The following is a 15713-nucleotide window of genomic DNA, read 5'->3' as shown; positions in this document are numbered from 1 at the left end:
CCGCCCGCCGGCCGGGCGCCTCAAGCCGCGCTTCATAGTCGCGCCGTCGATCCGTTCCACGGACGGCCCAGTCTAGCGCGGTGGAGGGAGATGAAAAGCACCGGCTCGCGGGGCAAAGCCAGCGGCTCCGGCCCGGCCGGGCCCGCTCATTCGAGCGGCGTGGCCTTTTCCAGCGGCAGGCCGGCCTTGGCCCAGCCATCGCTGCCCTGCGGATACCAGGCGACGTCGGAATAGCCATAGGCCATCGCCCGCTTGGCGGCGTTCCACGACATCCAGCAATCGGTGAGGCAGTAGAACACCAGCGGCGCGGCGCGACGACCGGCCGTCAGCGCCTCCAGGTTGCGGCGGAAATAGCTATCCGCCGGTTCGCTCAGCGCGCCATAGCCGACATTGGGCAGCCAGGCGCTGCCGGGCAGATGGTTGCGCGGCTTGTCGCGCCAGACGGTGCCGGGGGCGAGATTGGCCGGCTTGATGTCGCGCGGCAGCACGTCGACGAACAGCGCCGCCTTCGCCCGCCACAGTCGCTCCGCCTCGCTGGTGTCGATCACCCGGGCGCCCTTCAGCGTCGCCGGGGTCGGCGCCCGGTAGGCATCCATGCGATAGCCTTCCGGCTCGGCAACCTCTGCCGATCCGCTCTTCTGCCCGTCTGCCGGCACGACCGGCGCCGGGCCGGCCGGATTCTGCGCCTTGGCAGGGGTGAAGGCGATAAGCGCCACCGCCAGCCCAGCCATGCCCAGCCAGGCGATCCGCACCATCGGCGAGCGGGGAAACAGGCAGCCGGGAAGCGATGCCGGCGCGCGGGCCGGCTCCTCTTCCCGGGCCGCACGCACGGTCATTTGCCGGCCTCGATCGGCTGGTTGCGCTCATCCAGCAGCGGCACGCCGAAATCCAGCAGGATGCGGTTGATCTCCGGCTGCTCGGCCGTGATGAACTCGTTGAGCTGGTGCTTCCAGTTCAGCTCGCCGGGGCGGATGCCGAAGGTGATACGGTAGACCATCTGCGGGTCGCCGCGCTCCTTGGTGAGCGGCACCACGGTCAGCGGACTCTCGGACCTTCGGGCGTAATAGCCGCCGATCGGCCCCCACAATATGCCGGCATCGATGGTGCCGGCATTGACGTCGGCGATCATCTGCTCGGCCGGATTTTCGTAGCGGCGGTCGACCATCAGCGCATAGGGCCGGGCAAAGCCCATCAGCCCGTTCCGCTGCAGATGGTCGCCGGGCGGCGAGCCGGCGATGACGCCGATATGCAGCCCCTTGAGGCGCGGGTCGGCCAGCGTGTCCACCCCGTCGAGCGGCCCGCCCTTGCGGGTGATCAGCACCCAGGCGGAGCGGTAATAGGGATTGGTGTTGAGCACCGGGTCGCCGCCGGCGACATAGCCCATGACGATGTCGCAGCGCTTCATGCCGAGCGTCATGCGGTAGAAGCCGGTGGCCTGCGGGAACCAGGTGTAGTCGAGCGGAACGTTGAGCTTCTTGGCGAGAAGCTCGGCGATCCGGTTTTCAAAGCCCTCGCCCTTCTCGTCGGTGAAGGGCATGTTGGCCGGATCGGCGCACACCCTCAGCGTCGAGCGGTCGACGAGGTCGGAGACCTGCGCCAGCGCCGGCCGCGTCGCGCCCGGCAGCAGCATGGCGAGGACGAGGCCCGCAAGTGCTGCCGCCCTGGCGCCGCTGGCGCGGTATATCCGGCCGCTGGCGCGGTACGTCCGGCCACCGGCGCGGTATGCCCGGCCGGTGGCGCGCATCGCCGGGCTATTTCCGGCCAAAGCACTGGTTCTCATTGTCGCCATAGGCCTTCGTCTTGTCCTCGCGCTTGCTGGGGCGCGTGCGATCGAGCGCCCCGTCGGCGCGGGCCTTGAGATAGATGTAGAGGTCGTCGAGGTAGCACATGACGTTGAGGTTCTCGCCGAAGGCCGGCATCACCTGGTCCGCCGTGCCGACGCCGACCGTCTTCTTGCCGTTCACTACGATCTCGGTGAACTGCTCGTAGCTCAGCGTCTTCAGCGAGTTGGCCAGTGCCGGCGCGTAGGTCGAGCCCATGCCGTCGGGGCCGTGGCAGACATGGCATTCGGCGTGATAGCGGCGATAGCCGGAATAGGTGTACCAGTCCATCGTGCCGTCGGGAGCGATGCGGTAGGTCGGCGTGCCGTCGGGCAAGGTGTATTTGCCCATGTCGTCCTTGGTCGCCTCCTGGCCGCCATGGGTCTTGGAGCCATCGGGCGCGGTGCCGACGGTGTTGGCCGCGGCGGGCTGTTCCTGCGCCACGGCGCCGGCGGGCGGCAGCACGAGGCAGGTGAGCGCAAGGCTCGTGACCAGCAGGCCGTTGGCCAGCAGCGCGGACGGCTTGAACCCGACAGGGCGCGCCTGCGCCGGGCTGGGGTTCGACCGTCCGAAAGCGTAATTCGTCATGGAGTCACTCCCGAAGGCACCAGGCCAGAATGGAGGGGCGGAATGTGCCGTGATGCGGACGGCGGCCGGCACACGACCTGGGATGATTCTAAATATCTAATAAGATTCGAGCACCCGAGACGCCGGGGCCCGGCACATCGCTTCGACGATGGCCAGGCCCCGTTGCCGTCAGTCGGGTCAGAGGCGCCGCCCCGCGAAGGGACGGCGCACTCCATCAGTTGGGAAGGGCGAACACGGTGAGCTGGCCACCCAGATTGGTGTAGCTGCTCAGCGCGGCATAGCCGCCCACGGCGCCGAGGCCGGCATTCGGATCGGTCAGGCCGGCCGCAAGGCCGATGCCCGCCCAGCCGCCGACACCGGAGAGCACGGCGATGTACTGCTTGCCCTTGTGCTCATAGGTGGTGACGTTGCCGATGATGCCCGACGGGGTCTTGAACTTGTACAGTTCCTTGCCCGTCTTGGAATCGACCGCCTTCAGGTAGCCTTCCAGCGTGCCGTAGAAGACCACGTCGCCGGCAGTGGCGAGCGCACCCGACCACACCGAGAACGGTTCCTTCAGCGACCAGACGATCTTGCCCTTGGTGTTGTCCCAGGCGATGAAGTTGCCCATGCCGCCATGGCTGTTGGGAGCCGGGAACATCGACAGGGTCGCACCGACATAGGGCTGGCCCGCAGTATAGCTGACGCGGAACGGCTCGTAGTCCATGCAGACATGGTTGGTCGGCACGTAGAAGAGGTTGGTCTTGGGCGAGAACGCCGCCGGCTGCTGGTCCTTGGTGCCGAGCGCCGCCGGGCAGATGCCCTTCGAGTTCACGTCTTCGCCATTCTGCTCGGTCGAATACTGGGCAACGACCAGCGGGCGACCATAGGTCGGGCTGTTCTTGTCCATGTCGACCTTGGTGGCCCAGTTGACCGCCGGGTCATACTTCTCGGCAACCAGGAGCTCGCCGGTCACGCGGTCCAGCGTGTAGCCGAAGCCGTTGCGGTCGAAGTGGGTGAGCAGCTTGCGCGGCGCGCCGTTGAACTGCTGATCCGTGAGGATCATCTCGTTCACGCCGTCATAGTCCCACTCGTCGTGGGGGGTCATCTGGTAGACCCACTTGGCCATGCCGGTGTCGGCGTCACGCGCCCAGATGGTCATCGACCACTTGTTGTCGCCGGGGCGCTGCTTCGGGTTCCAGGTGGAGGGGTTGCCCGAGCCGTAATAGACGAGGTTGGTCTCGGGATCGTAGGAATACCAGCCCCAGGTGCAGCCGCCGCCGATCTTCCACTGGTCGCCTTCCCAGCTCTTCAGCGACGAGTCGGGGCCAACAGGCTTGCCGAGCGCCGTGGTCTTCTGGGGGTCCACCAGCATCTCGTTGTCGGGGCCCATGGAATAGCCGCGCCACACCTGCTTGCCGGTCTTGCTGTCATAGGCGGTCACGTGGCAGCGCACGCCGAATTCACCACCGGAAATACCGACGATGACCTTGTCCTTCACCGGCATGACGGTGGCGGTGTTGGTCTCGCCCTTCTTGGGATCGCCATTCACCACCGACCACTTCTTCTCGCCGGTCTTGGCATCGAGCGCCACCAGCGTGGTGTCCGCCTGGTGCAGGTAGATCATGCCGTCGGAGAAGGCCAGACCACGGTTGACCGTGTCGCAGCACATCACCGGGATGACGTTGGGATCCTGCTTGGGCTCGTATTTCCAGAGGATCTTGCCGTCATCATTGAGATCGAGCGCATAGACGATGTTCGGAAACGGCGTGTGGACGTACATCACGTCGCCGATCACCAGCGGGCCACCTTCGTGACCGCGCAGCACGCCGGTGGAGAAGCTCCACGCCACCTGCATCTTGCCGACATTGCCGGCATTGATCTGATCGAGCTTGGAATACCGGGTGTTGGCGTAATCACCGGTCTGAATACCCCACTGCTTGGGGTCCTTAATGATCTTCGTCAGTCCGTCATTGGCCGCGGCAGGCCAAGCATAGACGGCAACACCCAACAGCAGCGCCGCACAGGCGAGCTTGCGCATGCGTAAATCTCCTCCTCAACGCGTTCCTCCGGCCACAGGGGCTTGTCTTCAGCCGAGCTGCGATCGGTTTATTATTCTCGTTTTACGTTCGTCTCCGACAGCGTGTCACGACCGACTGGGAGGAGAACAGCCGGAAATCACGGGGGCCCTCGCCCCAAGCTGGCCTACGAAGTGAATTTCGAGGTTTTGGGCCCCGAAAATTCATTGAAGCCGGAGATGTCATGACCCTAGACCGATTTTGAACAACGCGCAATAAGAACCGCGCCGCCAAAACTCTCTTATTATGATTTTGCTGCAGGCGCTTATCTTATGCTGCATCTGCGAATTGATGTACTGTATACCAGAGAGGAATACTTGAATTTTCCATCGATTTCGATCGATTCCGCGGGAAATCCAGACCCCGCAATGCGCTCGTCCGCGCCGGCGCGCCGCAAGCCGGCTCACTCCCACTCGAATTCGTGATAGGCAGCAATGGCATTGCGGGCGTTGAACGCGTCGAACAGTGCCCAGGAGCGCCGCTCCGATTGCCCTGCCCGCTCGGCGGCATCCCCCATCGGGACACCATCTGCGATGAAGCGCCGCACGTCGGTGCGCAGCACCTGGAGATACCGACGCTCGGCCGCCGCCGCCGCCGGCCAGTCGACGCCGGCCGGCCCGTGGCCAGGCACGGCGCGGGCCGCCGGGCGGGCGGCGAGATCGTCGAGTACCGTCAGCCAGCCTTTCAGGCTGCCGTCGAGCGTCGGGACATGGCCGACGAACAGCAGGTCGCCGAGGAACCAGATGCCGCTCGCCGAATCGCGAATCGTCAGGTCGTTGTCGGTATGGGCGGTCGGGTGGGCCTCGAGTTCGAGCGCCCGGCCGCCGAGATCGATGGTGAGCCGGCTCTCCACCAGCAGCTCCGGCAGCACGATCCGCGTGCCCTCCGCCGCCGGGCCGAGCAGGCGCTTCACCTGGGCGAGATAGGTCTCGGCCCGCATGGAAAGCGCCCGCGGCAATTTGCGGTGACCGACGAATTGCACGCCCTCCGCCTCAAAGGCGGAATTGCCGAGCACATGGTCGGGATGCATGTGGGTGTTGATGACATAGCGCAGCGGCCGGTCGGTGACGCGCCGCGCCGCCTCGCGCAGCCGCGCGCCGGCGATATGGCTGTTGCCGGTGTCGATCACCGCCGCCGCCTCGTCGCCGACGACAAGGCCGACATTGGCGATGGCGCCATCATTGTCCGGCGCCAACAGCTCATAGGGGGCACGGTGGACGAAGACCCCGGCCGCGACCTCTTCAAGGGACATGTCCACGGCCGGCGCGGCGAAGGCGCAGCCGCAGGTCAGCGGCAGCCCGCCCGCGACGATGCCGCCGGCCGCGAACGCCCCGAAGGCGAGCGCGGTGCGGCGGTTCGGCGCACCAAACCTCGGCGGAAACACCGTGGCCATCGGCCTGCCACCTCGCCTCCCTGTCCTCCTCGCGCGCCCGATCCGGGAGGCCCATCCACGGGTGCCGGCCCTCCGGTCCGGCAGGCCGGCGCCGGAAGATCGGGCGGCCAGCGGATCGGGGGCCGCCCTCACGGCTTCAAGGCGTGAGCCCCAGCGGCAGCGCCGATCGGGGCGGCCGGGCTCAGGGCTTCTTGGCGCCGCTGGCGTCGAACTGCGAGAGATAGGCGATCAGGTCGTTGCGATCGTCTTCCTTCGGCAGGCCGGCAAACACCATCTTCACCCCTGGCATCGCCTGGCGCGGATTGGCGAGATAGGTGCTCAGCTGCTCGGCGGTCCAGGTGTCGCCCTTGGCGCCGTGCTCCTTGAGCGTGTCGGAGTAGTTGAACCCTTCCACCGCGCCCATCTTGCGGCCGATGATGCCGTTCAGCTCCGGGCCCACCTTGTTCTTGGCGCCCTCTCCCACCGCATGGCAGGCCATGCATTTCTTGAAAACATTGGCGCCCTTTGTGGCGTCGCCATCGGCGAGCGCGGCGGTGGAGCCGAGGGCGACAAGGGCGGCAGCGGCGAGAAGACGGTTCATCGGATTCCTTCCTAAGTGCTTGTCATTGAACGGCGCCGTCAGATGCGGCACTTGACCCGGTTGCAGCTTAGCGCCTTGCCTGGAACGATCCTAGACTAAGGATGGTTCATGTCGCCGGCAGGCACTCGACAATTCGCCGCATATCCCTCCGTCAGCCGGTTGCGCCTAGGTGCGGCACGGCGTCACGCAGGTGGATGCGGCGGCGATTCCTAGAGCACCAGCACCTCGCCCAGCCCGCCCTGGAGCCGGTCGCCGACCAGCCGGCGCGCCCGGACGGCGGTGCCGATCAGCGTCGCGAGGTCGGGAACGCGGCGGGCCATCAGCCGCAGCGCCACCAGATCATGGGTGCCGGTATCGGCGAATCCCTCGGCGAGGGCGGGCTCCGCGCGCACGATCAGCGTGCCGCGCTTCATGCCCCGCCCCGCCCCCGGGCCGAACCCGCCGGCCACCGCCAGCGTGCCGGCGATCATGTCGGTCGCCGCCTCGGCACCGACGGCGCCCTCGACAAGGATCAGCCCGCCGCGCTGCCGCTCGCCGGCGCGCGCGCCGGCATTGCCGCGGATTACCACGGCGCCGCCCGCCATGCCGCGCCGCGCGCCGGAAGGCGCCGCGCCCAGCCGCGCCCCGGCATTGCCGCCGAGCTCGATCCGCCCGCCGGTCATGCCGGCCGCCAGCTCGTCGCCGGCGTCACCGGCGATTCGCAGCACTCCGCCGGCCATGCCGCGCCCGGCATGGGCGCCGACCGCCCCCTCGACGACGATCTCGCCGGCGTCCATGCCGGCGCCGACGCCGTCGAGCCGGGCGTCGCCGGCCTCGATGACCAGCCGCCCCTCGCCGCCGGCGCGCACGGCGAACAGCTCGCCCAGCGCCACCAGACGCCCGCCATAGGGGCATTCGATCGCCTCCACCTCGCCCGGCGCCTTGCCGGCGAGGGCGGAGGGCGTCAGCCCACCGAGGTCGAGCCGCGCGGCGAGCGGCGTCTTCAGCCGCAGCACGATACTCATGCGCCGCCTCCCATGATGTCGCGTAGCCTGAAGTGGAACGGGCCGAGATTGCCGCCGTAATTGCCGGCATCGATCGCCACCACCCCGCCGGCGCTGCCGACCGCGCACACCGCCTCGATGCCGGCCTTCGTCGCCGCGGCCACCGCGTCGAAGCTCACCCCGTCGATGACGATCTCCATCACGCTGCCGACCTCCTCGGGCAACGCCGAGGCCGCCACGCCGCGCAGGGTCGGGCAATAGGCATCGTTGCTGGAGGCGAACAGCGCCTTGTATTTCGAGCCGACCTTGGAGCCGGAGCGCACCACCCCGCCGGGAAAGGGCAGGATGACGCCCTTCACCGCGCTCATCGCCTTCACCGCCTGCTCGGCGGCGGCGAGCGCCTGTGGCCGCGAGCGGGCGAGAATCAGGATGTTGCCGCCGCCGACGCCCTCCACCGAACCGGTGTCCTCGTCGCAGACGAACTCGCCATCCATCACCGGCAGGCGCCAGAAGCGTTCGTCACCGAACTTCTTGGAAATCTGGTAGCCGTCGGCGAAGTAGCGGATGGTCTTGGCCAGCGGCACCCGCTTGCCGCCCTCGACGCCGGCATAGCAGGCGGTGGTCGGGCAGGTGAGGATGCATTGGCCGAGCCGCAGCGGCACCACGGTCTTCAGCCCCTTGAAATCCATGGCGAAAATCAGGATCGCCACCCCCGGCCGCCCGTCCGGCGTGTCCTCGGGCGCGATCACCCGTTCCACCCCGGCCTCGCAGCCGCAGCCGATCACCGAGGTGGCGAAGCCGGTGGTGACGCGTGCCGCCGTCATCGCCCAGTCCGGCGTGTCGGCGGTGATGATCAGCCGCGTACCCACCATCGGGAAGGCTTCGGCAAAACTGTCGCGGATCTCGACGCCGTTGATGATCATCGATTGGGCCTCCGGCCGGCCTTGCAAGGAAAATTGCCACCGACCTCCCCCCTCACCCGCCGCTGCGCGGCGACCTCTCCCCGGCGGGGAGAGGTGAAGGAGGCGCACAAGCCGAGATTACCGGCCTTCATGCAGCCGGGCGCCCTGCTCCCTCTCCCCGTCGGGGAGAGGGCTGGGGTGAGGGGCCACGCCGCTGTGGAGGTCCTCACGACGCACCTCCCACGCAGCTCAGCACGCTCGGCCCGCGCCCGCCGCGAAGCTCGCCATCGGCGATGGCGAAATGCTTGGCCTTCAGCCCCACCGTCTGGTCGAACCAGGCGTCGAGCTTGCCCTCGATCGCGCTGTCGACATCGGTGCGCACCACATGGGTGGTGCCCGGCGCCAGATCGACGACCTCGCCGTCCTTCACGATCAGCCGGCCATCCTTGAACACCAGCCGCGCCTTGGAGAACATCGCCTCGCGGTCGGCATCCTCATCATGCACCGCGATATCGGCCACCGCGCCCGGCGCCAGATGCCCCTTGTCGGTCAGCCCGAGGATGCGCGCCGGCGCGGCCCGCGTCAGGATGGCGATCTCCTCCAGCGAATATTCGCGGGTGATCTGCGCCAGCAGCGTGTGCGCCTGCGCCGCCTTGTTCAGCGTCGCCAGCTGGGCGTTGCGGAAGTCGCGGTCCATCAGCAGCCGGATGAGGTGCGGATAGGTGGTGAACGGCCCGCCATTGGGGTGATCGGTGGTCAGGAAGATCCGCCACGGGTCCTCCACCAGCAGGAACAGTTCCAGCCCGATCGCCCATTGCAGCGCGTTGACGAAGTTCTTGTCGCGATATTCGAACGGCACCACGCCGCAGCCGGCATCGAGCTCGATGTCCATGCCGATCGACTTCTTCGGCGAGGCGAAGCCGCGATTGCGATATTGCGCCATGTAGTCGGCCGAGGCGGTCACCGTCTGGCCGAACATCACCTGCCCGACATCCACCGAGATGTTCGGGTTGGCGTTCACCATCGCGGCGATGCGCGCCGCCGAGGAAGAGAATCGCCGGTCGCCCTCGGTGCCGTAGGAGTGGAACTGCAGATGCGTCAGATGCAGCCGCCGTCCCTCGGTGGCGGCGATGGTGGCGAGCGTCGTCTCGTCATTACCCGGCACGCCGAGATTGCAGCCATGCAGATGGATCGGATGCGGCACGCCGAGTTCGGTCACCGCGCGGATCAGCGTGGTCAGCACGTTGCGCGGCGTCACCGGGTAATGCGGGTTCTGCTCGTCGAGATTGAGCGAGCGGGCATTGAACTTGAAGGCGTTGATGCCGCCGGGATTGACGATCTTGATGGCGAAGGCCTGCGTCGCCTTCAGCATCCAGCCGACATAGGCGTTGATCTCCTCCTGCGGCGCGCCGGCCGCGATCAGCCGCAGGATGAAGTCGTCATTGCCGAGCACCAGATAGGCGCCGGTGTCGAGATTGGGGATGTCGGCCATCTCCAGATGCGCAGCGCGGGCATTGGCGCCCAGCATCGCCGGCTCGAACACCGTGGTGTAGCCGAGTTCGGCATAACGGCAGCCCGTGGCATGGGCGGTCGGCACCGCCCGCCCGCCGCCGCAGCCGCAAAAGCCGCCGGAAAGCTGCGGCAGGGCCGGCTCGGGATAGGCCCGCCGGTCCTCCTGCATCAGCAGGCGGGCGAGGTTCATCTTGCCGCCGGCGATGTGGCTGTGCAGGTCGATACCTCCGGCCATCACGATGGCGCCGCCGAGATCGTAGTCGGCATCGGCCTTCTCGCGCGTCGCCGCGACGACGCGCCCGTCGAGAATCTCGACGTCGCGCGCCACGGCGTTCTCGCCGTTCGCCGGGTCGAGCACCCGCCCGCCTCTCAGCCTGATACGCATGTCGTCCCCTCCCGCTCGGAGTCCCTGCCCCGCCGGCGCGGACGCCGGACGGAAAGCGGAACTCTCGGTTGAACGGCCGGGACCTACCCCTAGCGGGCGGGCACCAGCCGGCGCACAGCCTCGGCGACGCTGGGGAGCGTCGCGACGCGCAAGGCGCCGAGCGGCAGGCTCACAATTGAATCCATTCTGAACACGGTACCGGCGTGGTCAACACCCGGCGTGCCGACCGGGATGAACACATCCGGCGGCGTGGCGAATTCGGTATCCGGATGGCCGATGACGATCACCGGCCCGTCGAATGCCGGCGGCGGCTCCGGCCGGAACGCCGATACCCAGATCATGAGGTCGGCATCCTCCAGCGCCGCCGCGGTGGCGTAGAGCGCCGGATCGTGCTCGGACCCCTCGCCGCGTATTGCCGTGCGCAGCGGATAGCCGAGCCGCCACAGCAGTAGCTGGTTGATCCCGATGATGTTGTCGCGGCCGCCCAGCGGGAACACCCCTCCCCGCGTCGTTGCGTTCAGCGCGTCGATGAGCCGCGTCGCCCGCTCCGCCACCAGGTCCGCCCGATCGAGCGACGCGGCGTTCCAGGTCGCCACCGCATAGGCCGCGCCTTTGAGCGCCGCCGCCGCTTCCGCCAGCGCCTCCGCCGCCACCCCGCCGAAGGAGGAGCCGCGCGGCGGCGGGCCGGCCACCAGCTGCGCGAGGGCCGACAGCGCCGCGACCGGGTCCCCGGCCGCCAGTTCCGTCACCCGGGCGGTGCCGAGCTGCCGGCGAGCCTGTGCGCCCAGGGCACCGCCGAGGATGATCACATGGCGGGCGGCCGCGAACAGCGCCTCGCGCGGCAAGGCCCGCTCGAAGAAGCGGCCGAAAGCCGCGGTGGGATCCTCGCCGATCACCAGCAGCACGTCGCAGCGGTTGCGAATCTCCGCCAGGGTCGTCGCCAGCCAGCCGGTGCGCTGCACCGCCGCATAGTTGGCAAACAACCCTGCGGAGGCCGCGTGGTCCAGCACGCCGCCGGTGCGGGTGGCGAGGTCGAGCAGGGCGCGGCCACCTTCGATATCGGCGCCGAGACCGGCGAACACCGGCGCCCGCGCCGATGCGAGCAGGGTTCTGGCACGATCATACACCTCACCGGACGCCGGACCGGTGCCGGCGCCGGTATCGAGACGCCGTAGAAGACGCGCCGCCTCCGGGCAGACCGAAGCCGCCGGCCGCACCTCGCGCCCCGTCACCTCGACCGCCAGATCGTCGCAGCCGAGCCCGCAGAAGCCGCAGACCACGTCCTTCACAACAAGCGGAGCACCCGCACCGATTTCACCGTTCATCGCTGCGCTCAATCATGCTTGATGTAAGCAAAACGGAGATCGCCCTCCGGCGTCCCCGACAGCGCGCTCCCCTCTTCCGAGCCGGGGCGCCAGGAGATGAATTCCTCAATCTTTCTAGCCAGTTGGAAGTCGCGTTCGGTGACACCCTTGGCGTCATGGCTTATCAGCCGCACCTCCACCCAGGCATAGGAGGCGGTGAGGTCGGGATGATGCCACGCGGTCTCGGCAAGATGGCCGACGGCATTGATCACCATCAGCGTGCCCTTCCAGCTCGAGGTGCGGTAGGTTCGCCGGATCCATCCGTCCTCCAGCCGCCACTTGGGCAGCTCGATCTTCAGACGCTCCTCTATCTCCTTGTCGGAGAATGTCTTTTTAGGATCGACCGCCATCGCGTCCCGTCCTCCCGGTCTTCCGGCCCGTTCTGTCGCGAACCGATTTTCTGATTCGGTACCATGCCGGAGGCCGTCGCCGCAAACCCTCTTCCGCTCAGTTCCGCTTGTCGGCGGAAGCCAGCTGGTTTTACCATGGCGGCGAGGAAACGCTCGTGATCAGCACAACGCTCAGCTTAGAGGCGGCACGCGAGACCGGTCGGAATGAGGTGGTGCGAATCACCGCCCCGCCCTGTCCGCGGCTTGGATTCGTCGCTCCCACGGGAAGGCCGGACCGGCGCTCGGGCATGGCGGCCGCCCCCTTTGCGTTCGCGGCCGGCCCCCGGCCCGGCGCCGGCGCGCGAAATGCCGCTTGGGCGCAGGTGACGGTCGAAAATGCCGCACGTCGGCTTGGCCTGCACCGCCGGATGCCAGACGGCAAGAAAACCTGCGGCATTTCGGCAAAGCCGCTGGAGAAATGCAGAGAATTCCCGGCGAGCACTAGGCAGCAATGCGGGGCGGCCGCTATACGAAACGTCGGCTCGCCAAGCTGGTGCCGTGTCTCGTCGATGCCGGCCGTGCCGGAATCGAGCTGAGCTCCTGGGACCCTGCCGGCTTTGCCTTCATCGGCATGCTGGAAGAGCTGAGAGACTGACGAACGAGGCGCGCGCAGCCCCGCGCGTCGCCTCCTTGGCCTTCGACTGCTTGCGCGGCAGCAATGCCGGGGCGCGGATCGAAAGGCTTGCCTGCGACGAGCAGCGCCGAGCGGCGGATTGGCAGAAGCCCGCGTCGCTATTCCTCTCTCCCGACCAGAGGCCGCAACGGCCCGATTCCACCTAGGAGAATGAAACGCCATGGCGGACATAGCGCCGATTCTTCACATCGTCTCGCCGCTTCGGCACGTCAGCCCCTTCGACGTGAACATGGCCGTCGATGCCGGTTACACGACCATCCTGCCCTATTCCGGCGTGAAGCTGGAGGAAATCGTCGACCTGACGCAGGACATGATGTTCTCGCGTCCGCCGGATCATGCCTCCCGCACCGGCCTCTTCATCGGAGGCAAGGACGCCAGCCTCGCGCTCGATATGGCCAAGGAAGTCCGCGCGGCGCTGTTTCCGCCCTTCCAGATTTCCGTCTTCGTCGATCCGGCGGGCTCCTTCACCACCGCGGCGGCGATGATCGCCGAAGTGGAGCGGAAGCTTCGCGGCCGGCGGTCGGGCGGCCTCAAGGGTGCCAAGGTGCAGGTCTACGGCGCCACCGGGGTCGTCGGCGGCATCGCCGCGGTCATCGCCGCCCAGGCCGGCGCCGAGGTGACGCTGGTCAGCCATCGCGACATCTATACCGTCCGGCTGAAGGCGGCGGATTTCAAGGTCCGCTTCAACGTCGACCTCCTGAGCGCCGTCGCCCGCGACGACAGCGAGAAGCTGAAGCTGCTTCCGGCCGCCGAGGTGGTGCTGGCGTGCGGCAAAGCCGGCGTGCAGATTCTCACCGCCGATCATCTCGCCGAGGCGCATGGACTGCTGGTGGCCGCCGACGTCAATGCCGTGCCCCCCTCGGGCATTGCCGGCATCGACGCGCTCGATGACGGCAAGCCGATCGGCGGCGGCGCGCTCGGCATCGGCGCGCTTGCCATCGGCCACCTGAAATACCGCGTGCAGCATGAGCTGCTGAAGCGGATGCGCGCGACCGACACCGCACTGAACATCGGATTTGAGGATGCGTTCGAGCTCGCCCGATCGCTCGCCATCTAGCGATCGGACATCGCCGCCCGCTGGCCGGCAGGCGGACATACAAACAAACGAGCCGAACTGTCGCCTAAGAGGGAGAGAAACATGAGCGAGCGCCGCCCGAGCGTAGCTGCGCTATCCGCGCCCATGGTGGAGGCGCTTGTCGCCGATGCGGAGATATTGAGGCTGGGCGTAAGTCGCAGCCCCTGCGGCGCCCGCATCATCGATGGCGGCATTGCCGCGCGCGGGGGCATCGAGGCAGGCCGGCGGATCGCCGAAATCTGCCTCGGGGGCCTCGGCCGCGTCGGCATCGCCACCAGCGGCAGGTTCCCGCGCTGGGGCACCATGATCACGGTGACCACCCTGGATCCCGTCACCGCCTGCCTCGGCAGCCAGTATGCCGGCTGGAGCCTTGCCGAAGGCGATTTCTTCGCCCTGGGCTCCGGCCCCGGCCGTGCGCTGTGGGCGCGGGAGAAGCTCTATGAGGAGCTCGGCTATCGCGACAGCGCCGATCACGCCGCGCTGGTGCTGGAGGTCGACCGCACGCCGCCGGACAGCCTCGTCGCCCGGATCGCGGAGGAGTGCGGCATCTCCGCCGATCGGCTCACCCTCATCCTGACGCCGACATCCAGTCTTGCCGGAACGGTGCAAATCGTCGCACGTGTATTGGAAGTCGCGCTTCACAAGACCCATGCGCTGCATTTTCCGCTGGACCGGGTGGTGGACGGCATCGGCTCCTCGCCGCTGCCGCCGCCCGCACCCGACTTCGTCGCCGCGATGGGCCGCACCAACGACGCCACGCTCTATGGCGGCGATGTGCAGCTCTTCGTGACGGGGCCGGAGAGCGAGGCGCGCGATCTCGCCGAAGGCCTGCCCTCGTCGTCCTCGCGTGACCACGGACGCACCTTCGCCGAGATCTTCACCGCTTATAAGGGTGATTTCTACGCCATGGACCCGATGCTGTTCTCGCCGGCCCGCGTCACCGTCACCGCGCTGGAAACCGGCCGAAGCTTCACCTTCGGCGCCTTCCACGACGAGATACTGGAGCGGTCCTTCGCATGAGGCGGGACGTGTCGGACGTGACGCCGGATATCGTGCGGGACCTGGTGGTCGTCTTCACCGAAGACGCCGACTGGCACACCCGCATGCTGCGTCGCGCGCTGGAGCGCGAGGGCCTGCGGGTACTCGTGCTCTCGCTCAACGACTGCGGCTTCGCCATCGGCGAGACGTCGCACGGGCTGCTGCTGCCCGGTCTCGACGGCGGCTTACCGGCCGCCGCCTTCGTCCGGGTGATCGCCAAGGGTACGACCGAGCAGATCACCATGCGGCTCGGGGTGCTGCACGCGCTGCGCGAACTCGGCGTCAAGGTGATGAACGACGCCCGCGCGATCGAGCGCTGCGTCGACAAGAGCATGACCAGTTTCCTCATCGCCAGGGCCGGGCTGCCGACGCCGCGCACCTTCGTACGCGAAGACCCGTCGGCGATGCAGGCGCTGATCGATTCGGCGCCGGGCGACACCGTGCTGAAGCCGCTTTTCGGCGCCCAGGGCAAGGGGTTGCGCCGCCTCGCGCCTCGCGAGCTCCTTCCCGATGCGGCCAAGGTCGGCGGCGTGTACTACCTGCAGGAATTCGTCGAGGGGCGGCAACATGCCGGCCTCTATCAGGATTGGCGTGTCTTCGTCATCGGCGGCCGCGCCGTGGCGGCGATGGTGCGGCGATCGGAACGGTGGATCACCAACATCCATCAGGGAGCCGAGGGCGAACCCGCTTCGCTTGAAGGGCCGGCGGCCGAGATGGCCGTCGCGGCGACCGCCGCCGTCGGCGCCGATTATGCCGGTGTCGATCTCATCCAGGAGGCGAACGGAAGCTTCGCCATGCTGGAGGTCAACTCCATGCCGGCCTGGAAGGGCCTGCAGAAAACCACCGAGACCGACATCGCCGCCGCGATGGCGGGCCATCTCGCCGGCTGCCTGCAACCGGCACCGGCCGCCTGAAGATCCGCCAACCGACATCACGTCGCTAGACAGCACCGGCCAGCGGATCGGGCCGCCTCCGCGCGAGGCCCCACTAGCG

General features: G+C 67.9%; 15 protein-coding genes. 4 read left to right on the top strand and 11 right to left on the bottom strand.

Features of this window, described 5'->3' with window-relative positions; genetic code table 11:
• Positions 1 to 146: 146 nt before the first annotated feature.
• From J2X65_RS00740 to J2X65_RS00690, 11 genes are all read right to left on the bottom strand, one after another.
• Entirely contained in the window at positions 147 to 836 is a 690-nt protein-coding gene (locus J2X65_RS00740) for a PQQ-dependent catabolism-associated CXXCW motif protein (protein ID WP_310196581.1), read from the bottom strand.
• Complete coding sequence (locus J2X65_RS00735) at positions 833 to 1630, bottom strand: substrate-binding domain-containing protein (RefSeq protein ID WP_404977648.1); 798 nt, start codon at positions 1628 to 1630, stop codon at positions 833 to 835. The genes J2X65_RS00740 and J2X65_RS00735 overlap by 4 nt, the downstream gene beginning before the upstream one ends.
• A 121-nt stretch (positions 1631 to 1751) precedes the next feature.
• Positions 1752 to 2333, bottom strand: a complete 582-nt coding sequence (locus J2X65_RS00730) for a c-type cytochrome, methanol metabolism-related (RefSeq protein WP_404977647.1) — start codon at positions 2331 to 2333, stop codon at positions 1752 to 1754.
• Between the two features lie 289 nt (positions 2334 to 2622).
• Entirely contained in the window at positions 2623 to 4428 is a 1806-nt protein-coding gene (xoxF5, locus tag J2X65_RS00725) for a lanthanide-dependent methanol dehydrogenase XoxF5 (protein WP_310196575.1), read from the bottom strand.
• 440 nt (positions 4429 to 4868) lie between these two features.
• Entirely contained in the window at positions 4869 to 5858 is a 990-nt protein-coding gene (locus tag J2X65_RS00720) for a quinoprotein relay system zinc metallohydrolase 2 (RefSeq protein ID WP_310196572.1), read from the bottom strand.
• 181 nt (positions 5859 to 6039) lie between these two features.
• The gene (locus J2X65_RS00715; RefSeq protein ID WP_310196569.1) at positions 6040 to 6438 is read right to left on the bottom strand and encodes a cytochrome c family protein; all 399 of its coding nucleotides are present in this window, start codon (positions 6436 to 6438) and stop codon (positions 6040 to 6042) included.
• A 209-nt stretch (positions 6439 to 6647) separates the two neighbouring features.
• Positions 6648 to 7442: a formylmethanofuran dehydrogenase subunit C gene (locus J2X65_RS00710; RefSeq protein WP_310196568.1), complete on the bottom strand. Its 795-nt coding sequence runs from the start codon at positions 7440 to 7442 to the stop codon at positions 6648 to 6650.
• The gene (fhcD, locus tag J2X65_RS00705; RefSeq protein ID WP_310196565.1) at positions 7439 to 8344 is read right to left on the bottom strand and encodes a formylmethanofuran--tetrahydromethanopterin N-formyltransferase; all 906 of its coding nucleotides are present in this window, start codon (positions 8342 to 8344) and stop codon (positions 7439 to 7441) included. Before fhcD ends, J2X65_RS00710 begins: the two co-directional genes overlap by 4 nt.
• Before the next feature lie 205 nt (positions 8345 to 8549).
• A complete protein-coding gene (locus J2X65_RS00700; RefSeq protein ID WP_310196562.1) occupies positions 8550 to 10220 on the bottom strand; it encodes a formylmethanofuran dehydrogenase subunit A in 1671 nt (556 codons plus the stop codon).
• A gap of 89 nt (positions 10221 to 10309) precedes the next feature.
• On the bottom strand, positions 10310 to 11545 hold the full coding sequence (locus tag J2X65_RS00695; protein WP_310196560.1) for a formylmethanofuran dehydrogenase: 1236 nt from the start codon (positions 11543 to 11545) through the stop codon (positions 10310 to 10312).
• A gap of 8 nt (positions 11546 to 11553) precedes the next feature.
• Positions 11554 to 11934, bottom strand: coding sequence for a 4a-hydroxytetrahydrobiopterin dehydratase (locus J2X65_RS00690; RefSeq protein WP_310196557.1), 381 nt, complete (start codon positions 11932 to 11934; stop codon positions 11554 to 11556).
• A gap of 490 nt (positions 11935 to 12424) precedes the next feature.
• Here J2X65_RS00690 and J2X65_RS00685 point away from each other — a divergent pair, with 490 nt between their 5' ends.
• The 4 genes from J2X65_RS00685 (at position 12425) to J2X65_RS00670 (ending at position 15634) form a co-directional block, all read left to right on the top strand.
• Positions 12425 to 12568 carry a hypothetical protein gene (locus J2X65_RS00685; protein ID WP_310196554.1) on the top strand — a complete coding sequence of 48 codons (144 nt, stop codon included), beginning with the start codon at positions 12425 to 12427 and terminating at the stop codon, positions 12566 to 12568.
• Positions 12569 to 12767: 199 nt separating this feature from the next.
• Positions 12768 to 13664, top strand: a complete 897-nt coding sequence (locus tag J2X65_RS00680) for a methylenetetrahydromethanopterin dehydrogenase (RefSeq protein ID WP_310196552.1) — start codon at positions 12768 to 12770, stop codon at positions 13662 to 13664.
• An 81-nt stretch (positions 13665 to 13745) separates the two neighbouring features.
• Complete coding sequence (mch, locus tag J2X65_RS00675; RefSeq protein WP_310196549.1) at positions 13746 to 14702, top strand: methenyltetrahydromethanopterin cyclohydrolase; 957 nt, start codon at positions 13746 to 13748, stop codon at positions 14700 to 14702.
• Positions 14699 to 15634, top strand: a complete 936-nt coding sequence (locus tag J2X65_RS00670) for a RimK family alpha-L-glutamate ligase (protein WP_310196547.1) — start codon at positions 14699 to 14701, stop codon at positions 15632 to 15634. The genes mch and J2X65_RS00670 overlap by 4 nt, the downstream gene beginning before the upstream one ends.
• Positions 15635 to 15713 lie beyond the last annotated feature (79 nt).

Source organism: Ancylobacter sp. 3268 (genome assembly GCF_031456575.1).
In the GTDB taxonomy this organism is placed as follows: domain Bacteria; phylum Pseudomonadota; class Alphaproteobacteria; order Rhizobiales; family Xanthobacteraceae; genus Ancylobacter.
Note: the sequence above shows the minus strand (reverse complement) of the source record. Positions and strands in the feature narration are given on the sequence as shown.